The sequence below is a fragment of the Paenibacillus sp. FSL K6-0108 genome (assembly GCF_045040695.1).
Classification (GTDB): domain Bacteria; phylum Bacillota; class Bacilli; order Paenibacillales; family Paenibacillaceae; genus Paenibacillus; species Paenibacillus pabuli_B.
Window position 1 is genome coordinate 4,003,192 of the sequence record NZ_CP150288.1, and the last position, 24,417, is coordinate 4,027,608.

22 protein-coding genes and 1 pseudogene are annotated in these 24,417 nt (G+C 40.1%); 7 read left to right on the top strand and 16 right to left on the bottom strand.

Annotated features, from left to right (window positions below; genetic code table 11):
• Nucleotides 1-448 precede the first annotated feature (448 nt).
• Nucleotides 449-1,051 (bottom strand): DUF7010 family protein, encoded by a 603-nt coding sequence (locus MHB49_RS18030; protein ID WP_405152419.1) that lies wholly within the window; start codon nucleotides 1,049-1,051, stop codon nucleotides 449-451.
• Between the two features lie 273 nt (nucleotides 1,052-1,324).
• Here MHB49_RS18030 and MHB49_RS18035 point away from each other — a divergent pair, with 273 nt between their 5' ends.
• Nucleotides 1,325-1,522 carry a hypothetical protein gene (locus tag MHB49_RS18035; RefSeq protein ID WP_405152420.1) on the top strand — a complete coding sequence of 66 codons (198 nt, stop codon included), beginning with the start codon at nucleotides 1,325-1,327 and terminating at the stop codon, nucleotides 1,520-1,522.
• A gap of 107 nt (nucleotides 1,523-1,629) precedes the next feature.
• Here the strand turns inward: MHB49_RS18035 and MHB49_RS18040 are convergent, their stop codons facing one another.
• On the bottom strand, nucleotides 1,630-2,289 hold the full coding sequence (locus tag MHB49_RS18040) for a nitroreductase family protein (RefSeq protein WP_405152421.1): 660 nt from the start codon (nucleotides 2,287-2,289) through the stop codon (nucleotides 1,630-1,632).
• A gap of 209 nt (nucleotides 2,290-2,498) precedes the next feature.
• On the opposite strand from MHB49_RS18040, the gene MHB49_RS18045 reads away from it, so the two are divergent.
• Nucleotides 2,499-2,861, top strand: coding sequence for a winged helix-turn-helix transcriptional regulator (locus MHB49_RS18045; RefSeq protein WP_405152422.1), 363 nt, complete (start codon nucleotides 2,499-2,501; stop codon nucleotides 2,859-2,861).
• 624 nt (nucleotides 2,862-3,485) lie between these two features.
• Here MHB49_RS18045 and MHB49_RS18050 read toward each other — a convergent pair.
• Complete coding sequence (locus tag MHB49_RS18050; RefSeq protein WP_405152423.1) at nucleotides 3,486-4,373, bottom strand: LysR family transcriptional regulator; 888 nt, start codon at nucleotides 4,371-4,373, stop codon at nucleotides 3,486-3,488.
• 115 nt (nucleotides 4,374-4,488) lie between these two features.
• Between MHB49_RS18050 and MHB49_RS18055 the strand changes: the two genes are divergently transcribed.
• Both MHB49_RS18055 and MHB49_RS18060 read left to right on the top strand, forming a co-directional pair.
• On the top strand, nucleotides 4,489-5,877 hold the full coding sequence (locus MHB49_RS18055; RefSeq protein ID WP_405152424.1) for an MFS transporter: 1,389 nt from the start codon (nucleotides 4,489-4,491) through the stop codon (nucleotides 5,875-5,877).
• A gap of 269 nt (nucleotides 5,878-6,146) precedes the next feature.
• Nucleotides 6,147-6,800 carry a stalk domain-containing protein gene (locus MHB49_RS18060; RefSeq protein ID WP_405152425.1) on the top strand — a complete coding sequence of 218 codons (654 nt, stop codon included), beginning with the start codon at nucleotides 6,147-6,149 and terminating at the stop codon, nucleotides 6,798-6,800.
• Between the two features lie 668 nt (nucleotides 6,801-7,468).
• Here MHB49_RS18060 and MHB49_RS18065 read toward each other — a convergent pair.
• The 3 genes from MHB49_RS18065 to MHB49_RS18075 all read right to left on the bottom strand — a co-directional run bounded on the left by MHB49_RS18065 (nucleotide 7,469) and on the right by MHB49_RS18075 (nucleotide 10,441).
• Nucleotides 7,469-8,437, bottom strand: a complete 969-nt coding sequence (locus MHB49_RS18065; protein WP_405152426.1) for a hypothetical protein — start codon at nucleotides 8,435-8,437, stop codon at nucleotides 7,469-7,471.
• A 281-nt stretch (nucleotides 8,438-8,718) separates the two neighbouring features.
• Nucleotides 8,719-9,318 (bottom strand): DUF7010 family protein, encoded by a 600-nt coding sequence (locus MHB49_RS18070; protein WP_405152427.1) that lies wholly within the window; start codon nucleotides 9,316-9,318, stop codon nucleotides 8,719-8,721.
• A gap of 553 nt (nucleotides 9,319-9,871) precedes the next feature.
• Complete coding sequence (locus tag MHB49_RS18075) at nucleotides 9,872-10,441, bottom strand: TetR/AcrR family transcriptional regulator C-terminal domain-containing protein (RefSeq protein WP_405152428.1); 570 nt, start codon at nucleotides 10,439-10,441, stop codon at nucleotides 9,872-9,874.
• A 155-nt stretch (nucleotides 10,442-10,596) separates the two neighbouring features.
• Between MHB49_RS18075 and MHB49_RS18080 the strand changes: the two genes are divergently transcribed.
• On the top strand, nucleotides 10,597-11,556 hold the full coding sequence (locus MHB49_RS18080) for a carotenoid biosynthesis protein (protein ID WP_405152429.1): 960 nt from the start codon (nucleotides 10,597-10,599) through the stop codon (nucleotides 11,554-11,556).
• A gap of 1,133 nt (nucleotides 11,557-12,689) precedes the next feature.
• Here the strand turns inward: MHB49_RS18080 and MHB49_RS18085 are convergent.
• From MHB49_RS18085 to MHB49_RS18105, 5 genes and pseudogenes are all read right to left on the bottom strand, one after another.
• Nucleotides 12,690-12,839, bottom strand: a complete 150-nt coding sequence (locus MHB49_RS18085) for a hypothetical protein (RefSeq protein ID WP_405152430.1) — start codon at nucleotides 12,837-12,839, stop codon at nucleotides 12,690-12,692.
• Entirely contained in the window at nucleotides 12,836-13,666 is an 831-nt protein-coding gene (locus MHB49_RS18090) for an alpha/beta fold hydrolase (protein ID WP_405152431.1), read from the bottom strand. Before MHB49_RS18090 ends, MHB49_RS18085 begins: the two co-directional genes overlap by 4 nt.
• Before the next feature lie 98 nt (nucleotides 13,667-13,764).
• Nucleotides 13,765-14,415 carry a recombinase family protein gene (locus tag MHB49_RS18095; RefSeq protein ID WP_405152432.1) on the bottom strand — a complete coding sequence of 217 codons (651 nt, stop codon included), beginning with the start codon at nucleotides 14,413-14,415 and terminating at the stop codon, nucleotides 13,765-13,767.
• A 476-nt stretch (nucleotides 14,416-14,891) separates the two neighbouring features.
• Nucleotides 14,892-14,993, bottom strand: a pseudogene (locus MHB49_RS18100) (SAM-dependent methyltransferase); the annotation flags it as partial.
• Nucleotides 14,994-15,119: 126 nt separating this feature from the next.
• Nucleotides 15,120-15,872 (bottom strand): SDR family oxidoreductase, encoded by a 753-nt coding sequence (locus tag MHB49_RS18105; protein ID WP_405157167.1) that lies wholly within the window; start codon nucleotides 15,870-15,872, stop codon nucleotides 15,120-15,122.
• A gap of 162 nt (nucleotides 15,873-16,034) precedes the next feature.
• Between MHB49_RS18105 and MHB49_RS18110 the strand changes: the two genes are divergently transcribed.
• Nucleotides 16,035-16,919 (top strand): AraC family transcriptional regulator N-terminal domain-containing protein, encoded by an 885-nt coding sequence (locus tag MHB49_RS18110; RefSeq protein WP_405152433.1) that lies wholly within the window; start codon nucleotides 16,035-16,037, stop codon nucleotides 16,917-16,919.
• 357 nt (nucleotides 16,920-17,276) lie between these two features.
• On the opposite strand, the gene MHB49_RS18115 is transcribed toward MHB49_RS18110, so the two are convergent.
• The 4 genes from MHB49_RS18115 to MHB49_RS18130 all read right to left on the bottom strand — a co-directional run bounded on the left by MHB49_RS18115 (nucleotide 17,277) and on the right by MHB49_RS18130 (nucleotide 22,727).
• A complete protein-coding gene (locus MHB49_RS18115) occupies nucleotides 17,277-19,274 on the bottom strand; it encodes a methyl-accepting chemotaxis protein (RefSeq protein WP_405152434.1) in 1,998 nt (665 codons plus the stop codon).
• A 168-nt stretch (nucleotides 19,275-19,442) separates the two neighbouring features.
• Entirely contained in the window at nucleotides 19,443-20,651 is a 1,209-nt protein-coding gene (locus MHB49_RS18120; RefSeq protein ID WP_405152435.1) for a nitrate/nitrite transporter, read from the bottom strand.
• Between the two features lie 139 nt (nucleotides 20,652-20,790).
• Entirely contained in the window at nucleotides 20,791-21,891 is a 1,101-nt protein-coding gene (locus tag MHB49_RS18125) for a zinc-binding dehydrogenase (RefSeq protein WP_405152436.1), read from the bottom strand.
• A 245-nt stretch (nucleotides 21,892-22,136) separates the two neighbouring features.
• On the bottom strand, nucleotides 22,137-22,727 hold the full coding sequence (locus MHB49_RS18130) for a MarR family winged helix-turn-helix transcriptional regulator (RefSeq protein ID WP_405152437.1): 591 nt from the start codon (nucleotides 22,725-22,727) through the stop codon (nucleotides 22,137-22,139).
• A 538-nt stretch (nucleotides 22,728-23,265) separates the two neighbouring features.
• Between MHB49_RS18130 and MHB49_RS18135 the strand changes: the two genes are divergently transcribed.
• On the top strand, nucleotides 23,266-23,709 hold the full coding sequence (locus MHB49_RS18135; protein WP_405157168.1) for an Rrf2 family transcriptional regulator: 444 nt from the start codon (nucleotides 23,266-23,268) through the stop codon (nucleotides 23,707-23,709).
• A gap of 54 nt (nucleotides 23,710-23,763) precedes the next feature.
• Here the strand turns inward: MHB49_RS18135 and MHB49_RS18140 are convergent, their stop codons facing one another.
• Nucleotides 23,764-24,126, bottom strand: a complete 363-nt coding sequence (locus MHB49_RS18140; RefSeq protein ID WP_405152438.1) for a VOC family protein — start codon at nucleotides 24,124-24,126, stop codon at nucleotides 23,764-23,766.
• Nucleotides 24,127-24,417 lie beyond the last annotated feature (291 nt).

A 24,417-nucleotide genomic window follows, 5' to 3' on the forward strand; every position in this document is an offset into this window, starting at 1 on the left:
AATGATACGCATCTCTGCGCCGTCTGTAACGGCAAGTTTAGGGCCATCCTTCGCGAATGGCCCTTTTTTGACTCGATTTATAATTCATCTTGCCCGTGAGCTTAAAACGTAAATCGAACTAAATGCAAACATTAATTCAGTTTCACAAACCAGTTCATTGTTTACCGTGGCAACACCTTTTCATTTGACGATCTGTCCTTAATTCGAGGTACATCATTGAGCGAGTTCTTCCCTATCTCCAATCTCTGGGGTAAGTATCTTCAAACTTTCAGAGTTTTCAATATTTTTTTACTTGCGATAAAATCATACATATTACATTAGACCTTTCTTTGTTTAATTTAACTCAATCATCCCGTTAATTGAATACTGGCCTTAATACGACTTCTTTACCCTAAAAGAGTCTCGTGGACTCCATGAAGTGAACTGATTCAGCAGAGCATATCCTTTCCTATTTCTTCAATTGCTTGAGCATGGTTATCCAGATCCTTAAACCTGTCACCCACAGCGTCAAAGCAGAACCGAAACCGATAAAAGTAGACCTCGCAATCAGAGATACATCGCCCAAAGTGGTATTCAGTGGTATAAACAAAGAAATGATGCCTAGGATACTGAGCACTATACCTGTACCATAATAAAAATTCTCTCGAAACAATCGCGCTAAAGGAAAAAAATGGACTCCGACAATGATAGCCATGATCGGGAAAAAGACTTCAAAGCGATCAAATAAGTTACAAAGCACACTTGCAATCAAGATTGCCAGACCTTCTAAACCACAGATCATACCAAATTTCCGGTTAACTTTATTCCTCATTTCCCTCTCTTTCGGTGTAGTGACATGGTTCACGTTACGTGCTTTCCCAAATAGCGAAATAGCTCCGATTAGCAACGTTAATGTCACAATACCTGAAAGAACAAGCAGCCAAGGAGATCCCAGTTTATTTGAACCAATAATACCAATTGCAGACCAAAGCGCTCCAAAAAAAGTCATGAACATTACGCCATTTGCAGCTCCAAAGACAGCAGCTTTCGGCAGTTTTACTAAATATCCCATCCTAGCCATGTCTCCTATAATTCAAATTTTAACCACTTTTAATGTACCATAAATTCTCTTTCAGAAAATGCAATGTTAAATTGCATCTCCACACTTGGTGAAGATTAATCTATGGTTCTATGCATGGCTAACGTATTAAATTGGAACTATCCTGTACGTTTAGGATGCAAATACTAAGCGTACAACTCCTTTACAGTTGCATGCTCTATTTTTATGTCTTTGCAAACCCCAAATATCCATCTAATCCTCAATCTGGAAAACTACTGATTTCCAATGAAAGCCAAACTCGAAGCTTATCAGAACATTGGGTTATCCCCCTCCTCTATCGCTAAAGCTATTGCGTTCGCAATTGAGCAACCAAATGGCGTGGATGTAAGTGAAATAGTGTCCGCCCCACAGCGCAAACGTCCAGGGACATCCTCATTAATGATCAATAAGGATCAGGTGCCACCTCATTACGAAGTTTCTTGATCTCCGCAAAAAACTCAAAAATGCACCTCCAATTGTTAGTAGTGGTTAACAATTGGAGGTGCATTTCATATCCTTTAGCTTCTTTTATATTACATGAATGATTAATATCAATCCTTAGGCAATTCATTAAAGAAAGCGACATCTTCTATCGGTAATCTTACCGTCCGGTGTCCGGGCTTCACCGCCTTACCGATGGCGATAAGCATAACAGGAGCGTATCTCGCCGGAATATCAAACTCTTCTACAAATTTTACTTGGTCAAAGCCGCCCATCGGGACCGTATCATAGCCTTTTGCACGGGCGACAAGCATTAGCTGCATGGATACCAGTCCACTATCAATAAATACTTTTCGGAGTACATTTTCTGGAGGCATACTCGCGAACAGTCTTTGGTATCGCTCCACGAATGATTTAGCTGTCTCTTCAGGCATGTACCCCGCATCGACCGCCATCCCGTAAACTTTCTCGGCCAATTTATAGCCTTCCAAATCTCCGAGTATCGCAATGACAGCTGAAGCCTCAATCACTTGCTGCTGGTTGTTTGCGATCGGAAGCAGTTTTTGTTTTAGCTCCTGCGAGTCGATGACGAGAAACCTCCACGGCTGGAGATTGGCGCCAGAAGGAGCCAGTGTAGCTAGCTGCAATATATCCTTCATTTCGTCCCGTGAGATCTTTACTTCGGAATCATAGTACCTTACAGATCTCCGATCTTGAATAACATCAAAAAACTGCGCCTCCACCTTCTGTGACGATTGTTCAACGGACATGCTTCTCTCCTCCTCATAATTACCTTGCCCCAAGTTGGCACAAGATGTTCTAAATAATTAGTAGTAGACCTTCAAAACAAATTCAACCATTGCAGTTAAATAAGCTTTATTGTTACTATAAATTATTTAGTATATACTTTAAAGTAGACACATTATTTTTATATAGCTCTATAAACTAGACTAACTATACTATAGTAAGGAATGATTTTGTGGATATAAGCAAAGAGGACGAACAATGTCTCATCTCCATTCGCGAGGCGTTGGAGGTTGTTCGCGGAAAATGGGCTATCTTGGTACTCACCTTACTTAGTCTGGGCCCTCAGCGATTTAATCAGATGCGAAGACATTTAGACAACATCAGCATCAAGTCTTTAACGGATGTCCTGCGTCATTTTGAGCAGCATGAAGTCATCAACCGTCAGGTGTTCCCTACCTCACCTGTTACAGTTGAGTATTCGCTAACAGATAAAGGAAGGGCATACATACCTGTACTTCGGGAGATGCGCATATGGGGTGAAATCTGGGGAGGAACATCGGAAGGCGTTGATGATGGCGAAACCCCGCTTGGGTAAAGTAATAGTTTAGACTGGCTCTTAAAAATGAAACGGCAACAGCTAGTGATCAGAAAATAAAGTCCTAGACTGTCACCGTTTCATTCCACTAATGCTCACTGTTTAGCACAATCGTTATTACTACTTTACGTTTTCGCGAGACAGGCTACAATCGAATGGGATTCAATAATATACAGGCCGCAAAGAAGGTACTGTTCCCAGGAAATCTGGAGTGCAGTACCCTCTTTGTTAACGGACTTATTCAATTGGCTTCATTAATCGTCTAATTTTATTATGTCCGTCTTGACTGAAGCGATGTTCTGTGGTGTCAGTCCAGGACCGATGCGACGGGTGCCAAACCATATAATGATGGTGACTAACACAAGCACCGCACAAGGGCTACAGCTAGTCCATCTTCTTTTGAACTTATAAGACGGATTAATTCGAAGAACTTTTCCTCAACTGTTATTTCTTGAGTTCTTACAAAAGCTAAACTTCCGAAAGACGAAATCGGTGCTATTCCCAGTTGAAAAGATCTCATCAGCCGATCGTGTTCTATTGCTTCATCCAAAATTTCTTCAACGGAACTTTTATCAGCTGACACAAGATAATATAAGAAGCCTTGTTATAGATGATACTGCCGCTTTAAGAATTCTGTTTGGATATCGTCCCGAAGTATTCCACAACTACCTCACGGAATTCGAGAGCAGCCTGCGATATGTACCGACTCCTGTGCCATAACAAAGCGATCTCCCGTACCAACTCATGATTCTCTACTTTGAGATATTTGATATGTTCCCCAGAATACCTTGCTGTACTTGGTATAAAGGCTATGCCAATCCCCGCTTCTACTAGAGAACTTAGCCTTGCAGGTTCATCTCCTTCATACACATATGTAGGTATAAATCCAGCCGATTTGCAAATAGAATCCACCAAATCGCGAGTACCGTAGCCTCTTTTTACCCCAACAAAAGATTCATCCCTTAGCTCAGTCAAAGATATGCTGTTTCGGTCAGCAAGCCGATGCTCTTTGGGAACAGCTACAAGAATCGGGTCGATGAACATGATTTGAGTTTCAATGTCTTCCCCTCGTATAGCAGGTGAGGACAAGCAAAAATCAACCTCTCCTCTATGAAGAAGCGTAACCATTTCCTGCGTGGTGAGCATTTGCACATGAAATAGGATATCGGGTCGCTTGTTCCGAAACTCTCGAAGGATCTGAGGCAATGTGCTTGCGGTGGTCACCGCCAATTCGAGTGTGCCATGTTCTGCGCTGGATAAATCGCTAATCTCCTGCTTCCCCTGTTCTAATTCAAACAACGCCCTTTCTGCACGGAAAAAGAATCTGCTTCCAAACTCATTCAATCGCAGTTTCCTCCCTACTCGATCGAATAACGGGACTCCCAAATCCTCTTCCAAGCGCCCAATCGTTTTGCTTAGTGATGATTGAGTGACATGCAAACTTCGTGCTGCTTCGGTCATATGTTCCAAACGAGCTACCTCGAGAAAATATTTCAGTTGAAGAAGTTCCATTTTACATCCTCCACTCATTCCTTTAAGTCAATGAAATCATAACATGAAATGCATTGGAATAAATAAATGATTTCAAGTACGATGATGACACTAATATACAGAGTGGGGGATTGAAATGAGTATTCATAGTAGGTGGTTGATGATTTCCGTTGGACTAGGGATTCTATTGAACCCTTTGAATTCTTCAATGATTTCAGTTGCTATTCCAAGGCTTCAAAATGTGTTCCATCTCGACTTTACAGTGGTATCCTGGATTATTTTTTCGTTCTACATTGCTAGTGCTATCTCTCAACCGATCATGGGAAAAGCCAGCGATTTATTCGGTAGGAGGAGGATATTTCTTAGCGGACTTGTTGTATCCTTCGTTGCATCATTATTAGCTCCACTATCCCCAAACTTTGGATGGCTCGTCGTGTTCCGCATTGTGCAATCCATCGGAACAAGCATGATGGTTGCGGTTGGAATGGCCATTGTGCGAATTCATATTACGGAGAAACAAGCAACTGCACTGTCAATGTTGTCCATATTCCTATCCGGAGCGGCAGCGATTGGCCCCTTTATTGGCGGGGTTATCATTCACTGGTGGGGCTGGCCAGCTATCTTTTTGGTTAATATTCCTTTCGTGGTAACAAGCTTTTTATTAGCTTGGAAGCATATTCCTAAGGATGATCCGTCTACGACATCCGTTGCTCGCAACATGTCCTTTCGCAAATGGTTTGAATTGATTGATGCCTCAGGAGTTCTGCTATTCACCGTGGGTCTGGTTGCTCTGCTCGTTGGATTATTGTCCGCAAAATCATCTGGCCAAATTTCATTTAATAACGTTATTGTCGGACTGATTGGCTTCGTTGGACTGGGAGCTTTCGTGCGACATGAGTTAAAAGCAAAGGCACCCTTTATTCCTTTACGCACATTCGCTAAATATCCTGCAATGACTTGGATCAATGTCGAATTCATGATCGTTAACCTGCTTTTTTACTCTCTCTTTTTTGGGCTTCCGTCCTACTTGCAAATCGTACGACATGTCAGCGAGTTTCATACAGGGATGCTCATGCTAAGCTTAGGCTTGTGTTCGCTCATTGCTTCTCCAATAGCAGGACGCTGGATCGATAAATCAGGACCTCGACCAGCATTGCTTATGTCCGGAATGCTGATGACATTTGGGTCCGTGTGGATCGTGACACTGGATCAGACTTCACCGGTTATCAGTGTGTGTCTGGCTTTAGCTGCATTCGGTATTAGCAACGGGTTGAACAGTGTTGCTATGCAAGCAGCCTTATTCAGAAGTTCACCAAAAGAAATTATAGGTGTAGCATCTGGAATATTCAATACATCAAGATACCTGGGAACCATCCTCTCTTCTTTGCTGATTAGCATTGTAATGGGAGATAACTTCAGCTTCGAAGGATTTCGAATACTGGGGATGATCCTCACGTTAATAGCATTGTCATTGGTATTCATAAATTGGCGGCGCAAGGAGACAGGGCAGTTGCATGAGTCCTAGTTATCTGACAGATTAAAATTATCCTTCGTTACCTCAACAGAAAGCGGCAGCTGATCGTGAAAATCGGCTGCCGTAATTTCTTGTTGAGCTAACGTTTCCCGTTAGTTTAATCTTTACATTTGGTTAAATTGAACACCACCGAATTCAGTAAACTCGCAGAGCGGTGAAAAGAAGTCTTTGTTGTCTTCACCATAATACTCTATAATAATTATCGCATTTTAAGATAGCGTAAGTATCATAGATACCAATTTTCGAAAGGAAGAATCAACATGAGGAAGAAAATTATTGGATTCCTATCAACTGCTTTACTACTTATCCCATTAGCTGCTCATGCAGATGAGGCAGTTCATCTCAATGGGAAATTGGTTGATGGTCGAGTATTTATGCCTTTGAGAGCCGCGGGTGATCAGATCGGAGCAGTAACAACTTGGAATCAGAAAACTCAAACTGCAATTGTTAATAAAGATGGAAAAGTGTTGGAAGTAAAGCTGGGGGAATTTGTTAAAATGTTTGACAATCGAGTTTACGTCCAGTTCCGAGAGTTCAACGAAACTTTCTTTGAGCAAGACCATATCTTCTGGCATCCAACCGATTTGGTTGCTAGTTCAGAACACATCACAGTCGATCTCGGAACACTGGATAATGACCAAGCTTTCAAATTGGTGGAACCTTTATTTAGCAAACACTCAGATACTGAGGAATATTTCAAGCAAGGTAAAGACAACTTATACTACGGTCTTTCAATCGCTTACTCTGGAACTGATAAAGCATTAGTTACCGTTAGCACTGGACAGAAAGACAAGTACGGAAGATACATTTACACATACTCATACAAAGTTAACGTGAGCAGGTATAGCTCTGGTTGGAAAGTCGTTTCATACAATTACACCAAAACGGAAATTCCTGATTGGGTTTATTCTTAATAGAACCAACGCTTTACAAGACTTCTGGAGTCCTTAAACAGGCTCCTTTTTTTATTTATATGTATAATAACTTACAATTTAGGGACCACACGCTTCTCGTCGGCAGTGAACTATTTTGCCCGTTAGCTTAATGAATTAACGGCCAAATAACGATTAGAAAAACGTCTAATCGGGAATGGGAACTTGTTTTTGTCAAATACGGTAATCGGTTTAAGTTCTTGTCCTTGACTTGGGACAAGAACTTGTACCGATAAAATAAAAAAGCCACTAAAATAGCGACTTCAAATGGGACCATATTCTTATCCCCCGACAACAAACATTTTAGCGTCATTAATCCAGTAACAGGATCCTCTTTTTCAGTTAACTTAGATTTTATTTTTTTGAGTAACCAATTCGTGATTAGTGTGTGAACTTAAATATGTTGCAATTAAACTTGATGATATATGACTACAGTTTGGATATGTGTGATGTTTGGTATACAAACTGGATAAAGGGTTTCTCTATATCGCTCAGAAATTTACGTATTTCCTTGTTCATTTTATATCCTCCTCTGATTATAAGGATATTACTTATGTTGTCTTTAAAAAGATTAACATTCTAAAATTGTTATATCAAATATAATTAGTATTACCCTTTTCAATTAAACTGCCCGTTAGTTTAATGACATATTATACATTTAGTCGTTTAAATTTGAAGAGTTCGAGTAACGCATAGAAGAATCGAAGTGTATCTTTCTGAGATGTGATTCTATCTTCATACTCCTCATACAATGCATTAGCTAAAGCGTGATTTCTATTTAAATTCCCACCATAAAATCCATAAACTGCTCGTGAAATTGTCCAAGCAAATGAAGAACAATCAAGGCGTCTCTTTTGTGACGCTTTACCCGCAGTTGTTTTCCATGCCCAGATTTCTGCTAACGCGTTTAATGCCATCTCAGGAGTTTCTGAACTGAATTGTGGATCAAAACCTTCATCGTTCCCCATCTGCATCACTTCATCAAGACCTATCGGTTTTCCTAAAACCAAACTTAGGTCCTTACGCATTAAGTCACGAATCAACGGAAAGTCTATTGTTGAGAAATTTAATAAATCCTCTTTCCAGAACCATGAGTCATCGGGGTCTTTTATCTTTGTGAAATCAATTTCATTTATTTCATTCAATTGGCCTGGTGTTAAATCAGCGAGCCTAATATTATTTCTTTTTAAAGTAGTTGTAGTTTGAGGTGACTCTTTATAATAGCAAACACCATTCTTACAACCATATTCTAATATGTATCCGGTGTCTTCATAGACTAATTTCTCATCGAAGTCAGCAGGTCTTGCTTTCTTTACATATTCAACAAAAAATTGAGCTGCATTAAGAACTGACGCTTCATTTTCATTGCCTGCTATCGCAAGTCCACTAGGTCCCTGATAAACTGTAAATTCATAAGAACTTTGAACATTGTCTGTTGCTGTGATGGTGTATTGAAAGGCATTCTCCGCATCGGATGTTTTATAATCGGGTCCTCCAAACAGCGTCAACAGAGCTCCTCTAAATTGAGCGAGTTCTTCCCTATCTCCAATCTCTGGGGTAAGTATCTTCGAACTTTCAGTGTCATTAATATTTTTTCTACTTGCGATAAAATCATACATATTCCTTTAGACCTTTCTTTGTTTAATTTAATTCAATCATATTAAAGGATGAAATAAATAACAATAAATATTCACTTCAGATCAAAATAGAATCTCGAGATGTTTTTAACTAACCTGTCCGTTAGTTTAATGAAAGCAGCCGATCACGATGATCAGCTGCTTTATCTTATTGAGCTATCGTTTCCCTTTAATTGAATACTGGCCTTAATACGACTTCTTTACCCTGAAAGAGTGTCGTGGACTTCATGAAGTGAACTGATCCAGCAGAGGATATCCTTTTCCTATTTCAATTGCTTGAGCATGGTTATCCAAATCCTTAAACCTGTCACCCACAGCGTCAAAGCAGAACCGAAACCGATAAAAGTAGACCTCGCAATCAGAGATACATCGCCCAAAGTGGTATTCAGTGGTATAAACAAAGAAATGATGCCTAGAATACTGAGCATTATACCTGTACCATAATAAAAATTCTCTCGAAACAATCGCGCTAAAGGAAAAAAATGGACTCCCACAATGATAGCCATGATCGGGAAAAAGACTTCAAAGCGATCAAATAAGTTACAAAGCACACTTGCAATCAAGATTGCCAAACCTTCTAAACCACAGATCATACCAAATTTACGATTAACTTTATTCCTCATTTCCCTCGCTTTCGGTGTAGTGACATGGTTCACGTTACGTGCTTTCCCAAATAGCGAAATAGCTCCGATTAGCAACGTTAATGTCACAATACCTGAAAGAACAAGCAGCCAAGGAGCTCCCAGTTTATTTGAACCAATAATACCAATTGCAGACCAAAGCGCTCCAAAAAAAGTCATGAAGATTACGCCATTTGCAGCTCCAAAGACAGCAGCTTTCGGCAGTTTTACTAAATATCCCATCCTAACCATGTCTCCTACAATTCAAATTTTAACCACTTTTAATGTACCATAAATCCCCTTTCAGAAAATGCAATGTTTAATTGCATCTCCACACTTGGTGAAGATTAATCTATGGTTCTAAGCATGGCTAACGTATTTGATACTTCTGATTGGACAATAGAAATTTCAAATTCTGTTTCATAACAGCTCTCACCATCTTCACAAAAAGCCGGAATGTTGTGGCGGATAGACGAAATACATTCAATGAGGAATCTCCCTGTATGGTATATTCTGTACCAGGCACAGGCACTGATCTTGGAATATTGATCATCTGCTCACTATCACTCGCAACTGCCAATCCACTCAGCCATAGCTGAAATTCCTGGTAATGTGACCAAGTTCTTGTCCACCGTTTTCTTTCTTCCCCATTCATCTTACTGACAGATGAGTGCAAAAAAAGTTCTACTTTCAAAGTATGTTACCGGGCTGATCAAGATTAATCAGGGCATCTACCTTTCACTGTAGTTCAGGATGCATTTTCAAGCTGAGCAGGCTTTTTGGGAAGAGGGAACTCCTACAATTCTTCAGAATAAAAAGTTTTAGATACGGATTCCGTAGCTTTATCAATAAAAGCTGCAATTTTATTGGGGCTTTCCTTCAGACCACTACTCACCCACTTTTTAATAATAGCTATACTGCCATGAGCGGTGAACGTATACCAGGACTCAAATAATTGTGGATCAAAATATTTTAATTCCTGCTTCCATCGCTCAATAGTTAAATCGTGACTGATATAAAGGATTCGTTCTAATAATTCTCTATCGCCATGCTCTGAGAACAGAACCTCACATATCGTTTTATTCGCTTTTATATACTTACATAATTCATAAGATAGCTTTTGAGGGTTTGAAGAACTCATCGCAACTTGCTTAATGTCTTCGTAAAGATCATTTTCAATCGTGGAAAGAAGCTCAAACTGATTAGCATAGTGTGTATAAAAGGTGTTGCGATTAATCCCTGCTTCTCTACAAATGTCGGTCACTGTAACTTTATTGATAGTCCGTTCTGTCAAAAGCTTCAACAGGCTTTCTTTTATAACCATTTTTGTATATCTCACTCTGTGATCTGTTTTTTTGTCTGCCATAATATCCTCCCAATTTAAAATAATGAACAAATCTAATGTGGTTTGTATGATAACTAACATATCTCAATCGAACAGTCTGTTGTTTAAGTAACACAGTGAAATTATAATTTATTTGAACGTTCAATTCTATTTTTAAACTTAAATGGAGGTAAAATATGGGTGATATAACTGTAGTGCCTGTATGGATTATTCAAGATATTATAGTCTTAATTGCTGCTGTTCTAATGGTTTTCTATATCCTTGATAAGGAAACACATCCCAAAACGGTTCTACTGCAGTTTATAGGTTTTGTGTTTTTTTACGCAGCCGTTTTTGAAATTACTGCTTCATCGCTTGGGGAAGGTTTTTACGCCTATGGGCGGAGTATTTTAATGTTATTTAATATACCGATTACTGTCCCTATTATTGAGTTTCTGATCATTTATTCAACTTTGCGTGTTCTAAAGTCTGTAAATATACCGTCCTGGACTAAACCATTTATTACGGGATTGAGCGCTATGGTTTTTGACTTTTCATTGGACCCAGTGGCTGTTAAACAGATATTTCAGACTACAGATGGACTCATGGCAAGATGGACTTATTATCCGCTAGCTGGTGAACCTCAAATCTATGGGGAACCTGTGATGAATTTTACAGGATGGATTTATATAGCAGGATATTGGACCATCTTTATTCTAATTGGTGAATGGTGGCATAAAAAGAAAGGCTACAGTAAATCAATTGGTTATACCTATCCGTTTCTGGCGGCAATTCTGTCCTTAGCCTGTATGTTCTCACCTTTATCTAACTTCTTTAATTATATGGGACCGTTCTTCGAAAGAACCTCTAATATGCAATGGGTGATGTTGATTACACTTTCTGTAATTACAATCGGAATTTTAGCATTAGCTTTTATAAAGTTCTGGGACCGGAAGGTTAATTATTCAATCACTCCCAAAAAAGATTTTCCTATCATGTTTACTTTCCTGGGGTTCCCCCTAGTTAATACTATATTTTGCATATTAGGAGGTTACACGGAAGTATTGTGGCTGGTCGTTCTGGCTCAGATCTTATTATTGCTAGGCTGGATTGGAATTTATATTATGGGTAAAAAAGCAAGTCCAATCACGAAATAACCATAAACCCCACCTAGCGGCCGACTACTCTTTATACAGTTAATGTACACTGGAGTTGTGTTATAGCACAGCTCCTTACTTATTCTTATAAGTAAAAAGAGAGGATAAGTATTAAATACGACCTCGGCATATCTTTTCATCCCTTAAGCCAAAAAGAAACATCCACCATCCTCTTCATTTCTTTGCTAAAGTGCTTTGACGAGTTTGTTTTATTTAATGCATATGAGATCACAATTTCAATTGAATTACTTCTATACATGAAAGCGATCTCTTTGACCATAAAACAGCATTCAGCGTGCACTCAAAAGAGACACAACCACTTTTACTCAGATCTTTATCTAATCGAAATATGAAAACTTTCTTGCATAATGATGATTTATTGAGATTTTAATTACATCGCTTATATTTAGATACTCATCTAATCAGAACTCGAACTATGTTCGCTTCCATTCTGGTAATCGTTATAAGTTCTTGTCCCTCGACAGGCATCTTCCTCACTGCTTCTAATTTATTGTTATAAATCCCTTTTTCTCTGAACACTGCGCTCCGGTATAACCAACGGAAATGCAAAGCTATGTCAACGCCTCTTCGATTGCCGGATTTATCAATCTTCCTGGATTTCCGGCAACTCATAACGTTGTTACAAATGGCAATCCAAAACATCAGCTATTGTTAAGCGTTCTGGAAATATTTTAATTACACCTTAAGTCCTTCTAACTCCAGCAGAAGATTGTTCTTTTTTAATACTGAACTTTCCTAATTTTGTTGTATCTTCTACATGAGGTTCTCCAGATACTTCTCGTCTCCTCCGATTATTTACTTAAATAGATTCGACATTGTTTGATATCACATCTTGTTCAAGTATCAAACATTCGCTTTATGGAGATAGAAAAGAGATCTACAAATTTCAATTGTAGATCTCTAACCTCCTCATATCCACGTTATCTTTAAGGATGTAAGGTGAATTTATACAACGTTTGGCCATCACTTTCACTGGCTTCTATACAGACGTCTAAAGGAATAACCTGACCATGTTCAGATATAAAAGTTAGATGCATTTCATCAATCTTTTGGTTCAGTTTAATAAGGGGTAAGAAATATAACTGGAACAGGGTACGGCTAGAACGTGTGAGTCACGATTCAAGTTTGGTACCCTGAAGCCCTTGTATATTGTAACCTAGTATGCTACTAAAACCGTCATTCACACTGATAATTTCCTGGTTCAGATTTATGTAAACAGATCCGCAGGTGGCATTGATCTGCTGTCCATTTAAACTGCTCATGACAAAGCTACCTCCTGCGCGTGGTGTTCCAAGTACTCTGAAATGAGGAATATCGTTTCTTCAGGATGACTTACATGTGGACAATGACCGGTTGCATCCATAAGTTTCAATTCACTTCCAGGTATATTCTTATACAAATAAGCCCCTACTTCGAGAGGTGCAATATAATCTTCAGCACACTGTAAGATAAGTGAGGGGACTGAGACTTCGGGTAACAACCACCGATAATCTGATAAAAAGGTTGCTTTTGCATAAATTCGTGCAACATCAGCATTCATAGCACAGAAACTAATCTCCAGCTCTTTAGTTAGATGAGGACGATCGTTGTTCCCCATAATGACAGGCGCAAAAACATTAGACCATTTCGCAAAATTCTGGTCCATTAACTCAAGGAGCTCGGTAATATCTTCCTTCTCTAAACCTCCAATATAATCAGGAAAATCGTTTATATAACAAGGAGACGCACCAATTAGTATCAAATTTTTAAAAAACTTTGGCTTGCGTGTAGCCGCGAGGATTCCAATAGTAGCCCCAACGGAATGACCGACAAAAATAGCACTTTCTAAGTCAAGTGCTTCGCAGATATCTATAACATCTTGTGCGTAACCGTCCAGACTACCATATCTTTGAGGATCGTATGAAAGAATATCCGAATTGCCCGAACCAGTGAAATCAAACAATATGACTTTGAATTTTTCCTCAAATGCAGGAGAAACAAAACGCCACATGTTCTGGTCACAACCAAACCCATGCGCAAAGATGATGGGCTGATTTCCTTTCCCCTTAATTTTTATGTTATTACGAACAATAATATCACACTGGGCCAAAGTATACCCCTCCTTCATAAGAGTCTGCAAAGAGAAGAATTATTATTAAACAATCTAAAGCATCTATAAAAAATGGGGTTACTCGTCTGCTAATTAAATTAACTCTTCTGTAAAAATTTTTTCTGCTCAATCTCCTTCACCCGTCGATAAAAAGTTGTTCTTTTCATATCGATTTGCCGCATTGCATCCGTAGCCGTAATGAAACCAGCTTTCCAATTCTGATATACCTTTAGAAAACGATCGTCAATTTCCTTTCGAGGTCTACCAAACGTTACGCCTTCTGCACGAGCGTTATCAATACCTTCAGCTTGCCGATGCCCGTTTTTCTTCCGCTCCTGCTTGCCCACATAGGTAAGAAGGCGTAAAAATTGGTCCTCAATGGCTTTCCCGCAATCCATGACCTTAAAATTCCGGCTATCAAACAACGTTTCATAATCCAGGCAAACAATATCTGCGCCAACTTCATGGGTAATATATTTCCATTCTTGAATGATTTCTTCATAATCCCGACCAAGCAGGTCAAGTGCATCTAGATACACTAAGTCCCCATCTCGGATGATCTGCCGCATGTCTTGATAACGAGAACGATCATAATCCTTACCACTTTGCTTATCAATAAAAATATAACGATCCTCTATTCCTAGTTCTCGGAATTTAACCAGTTGCAGTTCAGGATTTTTGTCCTTCGCAGAAACTCTTCCGTAGCCTATTATCAATTTATGACACCCCTGCTTACTTTTTTGTTCCAAAAGACCTCTTCTATTTTTGGAATGTGCCTAAACTCATTCTATGATGTTTTGGAACAAAATAAAAGACTCTATATGCAAAAAAATATATTAAAGAGATTGCAAACAGAATTATATATTTTTAGCTCGATAATATTACCATACCAACTGTTCTGTTTACATCACTACAACAAACAAAAGCAGCCGATCATATTAATCAGCTGCTTCTTTGTATTATTGGACTATCGAATCCCGTTAGTTTACAGATAATCATTTTAAAATCCAATAGTTATCGTTCAAGTTTCACTTTTTCGAAGTCCTTGAAGACAGTCGCTTTACACGGAGAACGGCAGTCCTGGCGAGATAGTTGAACTGCTTCCATCACTTGAGCAAGGGAAGGTGAGAATTCGAAGACTGTCTTTATCAAAACAATTTACTGCAATAAACCAGTGTATAGCAAAGGAATATTCACTGACCCACATTTCCTCAACCCAGTATTCGCCTACACCCAGAACAGAAGATCCCGAAAATTCAACGCCCTGGTCCTCCAGCCAGTTCATAATCCGTCTAGCCCTTCTCCTGCCTTCTTCGCTGAACACTTTTGAACAACTGTGCTGTTACTGGCCGAAACGGAGGCGGAGGCAGTTGTCGGTTTACTTCCGTGCAAGCGTGAACTGGTCACAATTTCACTTCACAAGATAACTTGTGGACTCCTGTTATTTTAGATGCTATCCTTGCGCTGTGGGGCGGACCACTATTTCACTGACGTCCACATCATCTGGTTGTTCAATTGCGAACGCAATAGCTTTAGCGATAGAGTAGGGGGATAACGCGATGTTCTGATAAGCTTCGAGTTTGGCCTTCATCTCCGGGTCCTTTATGGCTTCCAGGGCATCCGAATGTGTGGATCCAGGTGTGCTTGTGAATCCCGGTGAGACGATCGTTACGCGAAGCTTATCGCCGGCCTCTTGACGTAGGCCCTCAGAAATTGCACGAACGGCAAGCTTTGTGCCTGCATAAACCGACATATTAGGCAGAATGCGATACGCTGCCGTAGAAGCAATGTTAATAAAATGTCCTGAGCCCTGATTCCGAAAGGTGGGTAGTGCCGCTGCTATCCCATATAGAACTCCTTTAATGTTGATGTCGATCATGTCTTCCCATTCCTCGACCCGCAGATCGTCAAAAGGAGACATTGGCATAAAACCCGCATTGTTGATAAGAGCATCAAGCTTACCAAATTTCTCACGTGCCAATTGGACAAGGTTTGAAATGTCTTCGGACCGCTTCACGTCAGTAACCAGACAAGCTGCCTTACCTCCAGACTTCTCAATACGGTTAACTATAGCTTCAAGCTGATCCAATCGCCGCGCACCAAGTACGACTCGGGCTCCTCTCTCGGCAAGCAGCATTGCAGTTGCTTCACCGATCCCACCACTTGCGCCTGTAATTACAATTACTTTATCTTTTATTCCGGCCAAACTCACCACTTCTTTCTACTATAATATGTTTTTCTTACACATTTCATTTTAAGAAAAGTGGGGGTTCAACCGATAGATAATTCATGCCCTTTCCTTGCCTAATCCCGCCAGATAAGTATAACGGGTCTAACTGATTTGAATAAAAGAGGTTGGTGCATAAACTTGAAAGAGCTCATTTCTGAGTTAGTCCGGTACATTGATCGTCATACACCGATGGATGGCGTACACAGCATGGCAATTCCTGAGCTTTATTTCAGACGTCAATCTCAGCAGTCAGCGCCAGTGTACAGCAACAGCCATCCTTCCCTTTACATCGTTGCCCAAGGTTCAAAAACGGTTGAATTAGCAGAGGAAAGATATGATGTTGTTCCAGGGAATTATTTGGTCTCTTCGGTTCATCTGCCTGTAATCGGACAAATTACCCAAGCATCACCAAGCCATCCGTACCTAAGTTTACAACTGACCTTCCATCCAGATATTCTTCTTAATGTAATGAAAACATCCAGTCCTTCGAAGAAGTTCACTACTGAACGAGGGATCCTATTAAATTGGTCTACCTCGGACTTATTCAAAGCGGTTTTACGACTTGTAGAACTACTGGAGACCCCCGGTGATATTGAGGTTCTGGCTCCCTTGATAATAAAAGAAATATTTTACAGGGTCCTTCAAGGTGAGAAGGGAGAACTGTTGAAGCAATTTGCCGTGAACGGTAGCTATGCACTTTGCATCTCAGAAGCGATACAATGGATCAACCATAATTATTCCGAGCCTTTAATCATTGAAGAGTTGGCTAAGACGGTCAAAATGAGTCCGCGGACCTTTCATAGACATTTTAAGAAAGTAACAGCTATGAGTCCGATTCAATATCAAAAGATGATTCGCTTGCAAACTGCACGACGACTGCTGCTTACAGAAAACCTGGATGCAGCTAACGCAGGATTCCGTATTGGGTATGAAAGTCCTTCACAATTTAATCGAGAATACGCCCGCTTATTTGGACGTCCCCCGATAAGAGATATTCATGATTTACGCGATTATTCATTGTAGACGCGGGCTTTGTTATGCACGGTTCCATCGGCTCGTATCATCGATTTGGAAACGCTCAACTTACCTCCCCTCCTAGTTAATTGTAACTTCAACGAGATACGAATAGCATAGCTACGAGATTTTTTCAGAAAAATAATTGATTAAGCACATTGTTTAGGGATTTCCGCATACTTTTATTCCCTTACGTTGAATTCCAAGGCTGGAGAGAGTTATTTGTAACTTTTGTTTTCGTATACGATTGAAAAACACAATAAAAAAGATTTAACCTTATAAATTCTTCTCTCCAGGGTGGTAGGGAACTTTGTGTCAAATTCCAGCTTGGTAGGAAACTTTATGTCACTAAAAATTATTCGTTTTTCACAGTATGAACTTTTTCACTTTCTCCTCTAAGTCTGTAGCAATCTTAGCGACATTCTGAGCGGAAGCTGTAATTTCCTCCATCGATGCCAATTGCTCCTGTCCTGCACCGCTAATTTCTTCAAAAGCTGCAGATGAATTTGAAGAAACATTGGATATATCGGTAACAGAGGCCGCGACCTCTTCCGTACTGGCTGACAATTCCTCCGTTACGGCTGAAACATCATACATCTGCTGAACAACATGTTGAGTGGATACTTCAATTGTTTGTAATGCACGTAGTGCCTCAGCTGATAATTCTACTCCGCGAACCGTTTCAACCATGACTCGTTCTGTCATCGCTTCATGTACACTATCCACGAGTCGATTGACAAATGTGATGGTTTCCTGTATTTGTGCGGAGGATGCTCTCGATTGTTCAGCCAATGCTTTTACTTCCTGAGCAACAACTGCAAAACCTTTGCCTTGTTCCCCTGCTCGTGCAGCCTCAATCGATGCGTTCAAAGCTAAGAGATTCGTTTTCTCCGATACATCTGAAATGGCTTTACTCATATCTGTTATTTTGAAGTTCAGGTGCTTTAGTTCTTCAATATACGTTGCCGATTCTTCAACCGACGCTCGAATTAGATCCATTTGTCTTCCTACGGTTTCAACTATTCTACTTCCGTTTTTGACCTCTTGTTCAGTACCACTGGAGAGTTCAGCGATATTGGTAGAGGACTCCGCAATTTTGCTAATACCGATAGCCATCTCTTCCATCGTATTCGCGGTTTCCTGCGTTAATCGTGACTGTGCTCGTGCGCCTTCAGCTGAGGTTTCAAGTAAGCCAGCCACATGTTCTACCGTTGCCGTAGTCTCATCCGAACTTCTACTCAACTTATTGCTTGATGCTGCTAAAATTACGGAGGAGCTGGAGACATTACGAATGATATCATGCAGCGAATTCACCATGTGATTATAATTATCGCCTAATCGACCGATCTCATCATCTTGTTTGATCTGAACACGCTCATTCAAATAGCCTTCACTGATCCTTTGAGATAGCTTAACAAGTTGACTAATGGGTTTGGTAATACTGCGAGTAAACATAACAAGTAAAATCAATGCTGTCAGTACACTAATGGATAGAATCCATACGGTCTTCTTCATAATTGGAGCAGCTGCGTCTGCAAACTCTTGAAATGGAATAACCGCCACAACTTTCCATCCTGTTATTTCATTCGTGTAATAGTACCCTTGGCCCATCTCACCAGTATCACTGTTGACAATCGTCAGTTCACCCTTGTCTCCTTTCAAAATCGCATTGCTGTCATCATCCTGAAGTAACGTCCCTTGAGGGACATAAGGGTGATACATCACCGTTCCGTTCTGATCAAGCACGTAAATAAACCCGCTTTGTCCCAATTGAGTGGAACTGAACAGCGATTCGAGCTGATTTACGGAGGATATAAGGGTAATTACTCCCTTCTTGTTCTCGAGCGATTTTGACATATGTAAAATTAAATTCTGTTGCTCCCCCGCTGGTTCAGGAGAAGAAATAATAACTTGATCCGGTTGGGATGTCGCTTCTTCAAACCATTGGGTTTCACTCATGTTCTCTTGATTCAGGCTAGCTCCTGCGGCTTCCATAGGTATACCTTCCTCATCAACGATTAAAACGGATTTTAATTCGGGATGTAGGCGGAGAAAATCATTTATCATCTTGTTAATTTCAGTAGACCCAGCATTTTCATTCAGATCACTGACTAGCAGAGATAATTGCCGAACATTTAATTGCTGAGCATAAAAAGAACTGGATAAGCTGGTGCTTAATGTTTCTACGGTACCGTTCGCTGTTTCTCCAAGCTTAATTGCAATCTGCATCTTAGCTTCCTCATAAGACATCTTGCCAAGTAGGCTGAGCGGAATCACGATAAGTAAAGACACAATGACAATTAACTTTGTTCCTAATTTTTTAATCTTTACTTTCTCATAAACCTTCTTTAATGCTCTAATCATAGTCAATCTCCTTTTGTAATAGTTCCAATTGTAATATTAAAAAAAATATTATTTATAAGTATATTATCGGTAAGATACTTAGCGAAATTTATACTTAAACAGCAAAAAACTGACAGCACCTCTTTTTCTATCAAGGGGAAACTGTCAGTTCATTCATTTTTAAGCTTATTAAATGGTTCTATTTCGTTTAGCTTTTGGCCCTGTCTCCGGGAAAATTAAGGTTGCTACAATAGCAAATATTGCGAGAAAACTGAAATACAGCAACGCGTTACGAAGTCCCGTGTGCTCAGCAATGATTCCGATGACAAGCGTCGAAACAGCTCCACCAAACATACCTACGCTCAAAATAACACCTTGTGCCGCACCTGCTTTCTCTGGGGTCATGCCTTCGAGTTCCATTACACTCGTAAACATAGCAGGAAGCCAGCCATTTAAGGCAAGACCAATTAAAATGACGGAACCGTAGAGCATCCAGCCATCTGGTAATGTGACGGAACCAACGCAACCTATAAGAAGCAAAACTAATAGTGGCCACATAAAGATTTTCCGTCTACCTGAAGCAGCCATAAGTATACCCACAAGGACACCTGCCACAACTGAAGCTAGAGAGATGAGACTGGTAATCGTACCTGATTTGGCTGCAGACATCTGTAGATCCGTTTGATAATAGGTTGGCAGAAAGGTTTGAAGGCTTTGACTCGCCAACATAAATGATAAATAAGCAACGATGAGCAAAATGACTTCTTTTCTTCTCATTACCTGCCTCAGTACACTCTCTTTAGCCACCGGGCGGGTAATTGAAGGATCGGCATCGCTGCCCACTGTGTCGGCTGAAACTGCCTGTACATTGTTTTTGGCAAAAACGATCCACAGAATTGTCGTGATCAGCATGGCAATGCCGAACAACTCTAACGTCATCTTCCAGCTTCCACCCACTAGATTATAGACAGGTATTGCTAGCACAAGAGCCAAGAAAGATCCGGCTAAAGAAAGAATAGAATTCAGTGAATTAATCAGAGGTCGTTCTTTGGGAGGGTACCAGTCCATGGTTACGCCTACAGATGTTCCGGCGGCAATTCCCATCCCGACACCGATCAATATACGACTAAGCAAGAGTACGGTGAAGCTAGACGTAAAGAGCGGTACCAGTCCTCCAATCGTATAAAATACAAGGGCGATGGTTCGGGTATGTTTAATTCCGAATTTGCTCATGAGCGGTCCACCTAAGGTTCCAGTTAGTCCCGCTCCCAACAAAACAATCGTAACGATAATTCCAGCTTCCGCTGTTGTAATATTCAAGTCTTCCATCATCATTGGAATAAAAACCGTTGGACCTACAAAGATAATCGTAGGTACCAAAGATGTTAAGGCAGACAACAGGAGTATAACCCAACGGTATTTAGAGTATCTAGGCTGACTTTCCATAATTTCATGCTGTCTGACTCTTAGAATCTGACAACACTGTGTTCACCTCTTTGACTGTAGTATCAATCGTTAATCAAGAAAAAATATAAATTTAGAATTTCAGTTCTTCTGATGTATAGAATTTGTCCCCTTGAAGGTGAGGCAGAATTAAGATTTTTACTTGATCAATTTTCTTGTCTCCACCTGGACGAAGTGCAGCAAAAGCCTTACTAACACCCTCAAATCCTGTGTATGACGTTACAATCTGTGAAGGATCAAACTTCCCGTCTTTCATGTCTTTAAATGTCTCACCTAGAGCCGTATATGAGGTTTCTCCATAGCCTGGGCCTGTAATAAAATCCAATGTAATATTTTTATTAATAAGAGAAGTTGGTTTAATCGTGTTGTCCGCCATCGATGCACCAACAATTAGAAATTTTGTGTAATGTGGCACAGAATCGATCATGCTATTGATCAGATTTCTAACTCCGGAGGCCTCGAATACATATAGTCTTTGTGATGCATCAGCCAATTCGTTGTATACATCCACCGGATTTTGTTCCATTGGATTGACTACTGCATGAGCACCATACTTCAGAGCAATATTACGCCGGGTCTCGGAGGGATCTGACACCACAATCGGATGAATTCCTCGCGTAGCTAAAGCAATAACGGCTCCTAAACCCACTGTACCAGCCCCTGTAACGATTGCTCCACCTGTAGCATCGATCTCAGCTCGAAGCACACTGTTGTAACCGGTTGCAAGCGGCTCGGTTACGGCAGCATGATATGGGTTTACCCCATCAGGTATTTTGTAATGTCCACCATTTCCGACCAGTACACGTTCGGATAACCCGCCGGGATAGTCATTGGAATATCCAACGGTGTAGGGCACGCCATTATCGCCAATGACCCATGGAAGAATAATGAGCAGATCGCCAGGAGCATACTCCGTCACATTTTCACCAACCTCAATCACTTTGGCCGTAAACTCATGACCCAGAACAAGGTCTTTTGTAGGATCAAATGCTTGTCCCACACTCCCTGCTTTGGTTACACTCTCAAGAAAATCCTCCGTGTGTTCAACGGCTGAAAGATCACTTCCACATATACCTATGGCGAGGGGTTCTACTAATAATTGGTCTTTGTTCGGATGGAGTTCCGGTAATTCCTTGACCACAAACTGACCTTGCTTGTACGTGACTGCTTTCATTCTGTCTGCACATCCTTTGTTTATATTTTGTTCATTTTAAATTATCAAAAAGAATCTTTTTAATAATTATCTTACTCGCAAGATAAATAATACTCCTAAACTTTAATTTTTACAATTCATAATTTTGTCACTTGATATTATACATAAAGTGATATTTTTCACATTTTGAATTGCTAAGCAGGACTGCAGGCATAAAAAAAAGGCGAAACAGTGTTCCTGCTTCGCCCTTTTAACATATGAATTTGCTACTTGGAGATAACTTGTTTAAGTAATTTTTTGTATATCCGGTTCCATTCTTTAATTTCCTCATCTGTCAGCGAGCTAAAATGAGTAGATATTACCTCCAATCTCATATCAAAAGCTTCTTGAACAGCTTTTCTGCCTGTATCCGTAATTTCAAGGACAACAGAGCGGCGATCAAACGACTCATCGCGGGCCCTTACAATAAAGCCTTTTTTAATCAATCTGTTACATATACCCGTTATTCCTCCAGAAGTAATATGTAGCGGTTCAGATAATTCTTTTGCACGCTTTTGCCCCTCTGAAGATAACATCTCCAGTATGCTTACCTCCGTCATAGAAAGATTCAGATGATTCTTTGAATTCCAGTCAGTCAACCAGATTTTATTAAACATGGAAGACATGAGTGCGTTTTCAATAAGCAGCTCTTCTCTTCGCTCTTTTTTATTCACTACATTCAGCACCTCGTTTGGATTTCTGATCGTTATAATATTATATAACACGCCGTTTATATTTGCACTCTGCTGAGTTTTACATAAATTCTCTTCTTGAGAAGAGCATTTAAAAGCCCACGCTTGTTGAGGATTCCCATTCATTGAATAGGGAACTCCGAACCGTAATTCCACTAAGCTCTTCTTCTAATCGGCAATAGGACTATGTTCTTGTCCCTAGACATATACCTTTTTTTTACCTGCACGAATCGCCCTTCTTAATAACCTTCTTGTTAATTACCCTGCATCACTATTAGCTGGCTCCGCACCATCATTAATTAGAAAAGTAGCCGTTCTCACACGCAAATATGATTCTAAACGACTTTAAATCGTCGGTATATTGTTTGCCACTTAACTCCATCAATTTTTTCTTGGGATTAAGGAAGAAAGCCGTATTATAAATATCCTTGTCACCATTAAGGGGCTGTTGCAACTCTTTCTAATCCGCCTCCATAATCAATATTGGGATTTTGCATTTTTACAAATCCTGTGTCTTCTTTTTTGTAACACATAAAGCGGCTATAGCCAACTGCGTCATGGATAGATTCTAATTGGAGGTGATCTTTGACCCACCTGTTTACCTGCTGATGAAGCCGTCGATTGACCTGTTCTTTAAATGAAACTATACTATTTAGCAAAGAAGGTGAGTAGATTGAAACAAATAAGTAGTCGCTTTTCAATGGCAGTCCATATTCTTTCCATGATCTCGCTGGACCCCCTATATAGTACAGGCGATCGAATTGCCCGTAGCATCAATAGTAACCCTGTAGTAATTAGAAGGATTATGGCCCAGCTCAAAAAAGCAGGTTATATTGAAACAAAACCAGGAGTTGCAGGGGCCTCTCTTCTGATCTCTCCTGAAAGATTAACCCTATTGAATATCTTCCAAGCCGTCGAATCTGTGGATGGAAAACAGCTTTTCAAAATTCACAAGGATACGGACCCCAATTGTTCTGTAGGAATGAACATTGAATCCATTCTATTACCCCAACTCTCTAATGCACAAAAGGCTATGGAGCATGAACTAGCTTCTGTTACCCTAGCTCAGATTGTAGAGCAACTCCGGATAAAGGCAAATGTAAAATAAAGCTACTCCTCTAATGGAGTAGCTTTATTTTACATTTTTTCATTTTGCGCCAAGTCAAACAGAAGCTTGTGCAGGCTCAACATATTCAATAAAACTACCATCAGGATGTTGAACAAAAACGCTTGGACCAATAGGACCATGCTGATCTCTTACGATAAGGGTATTTTGTTTTTTTAATTCTACCTTCAATTCGTTCATGGAATCAACATACACCACTGCACGAAGTGATCTAGCAGGCTCCAAGGCCTCTGGACTTCCAGATACAATGACGTAAGGATATACTGTGGCTAAAGATAAGCCAGCCTCGGGAATATTCCACGTGCGATCCCTAGATCGGTTAGCAAGAGATTCATAATATGCAACAGTTAATTCCAGTTGCTCGGTAAAAACAGGTATAAAATGATTTATGATTTTCATGTTAACCTCCAGTTTTCATTTTTTTAAATATAACCATAATGGTTATAACTAATTAAGTTATATATAAATCTTCTAACCTTGTCAAGCTTTCAGTGTCACTGAGGTAATTGAACGTACACTGGAATAAAACATATACAATCGGTACAAATTCTTGTCTTTTGCTCGGGACAAGAATTTGTACCGATAAAATCAGGACCACCCGTCCAACGAGTGGTTTGCTCTTGGGGTATAACCCCCTGCGCCTAAAGACACTAGACTGACAGCAGGGCTGTTCAGGCTCAGTGTTATTTT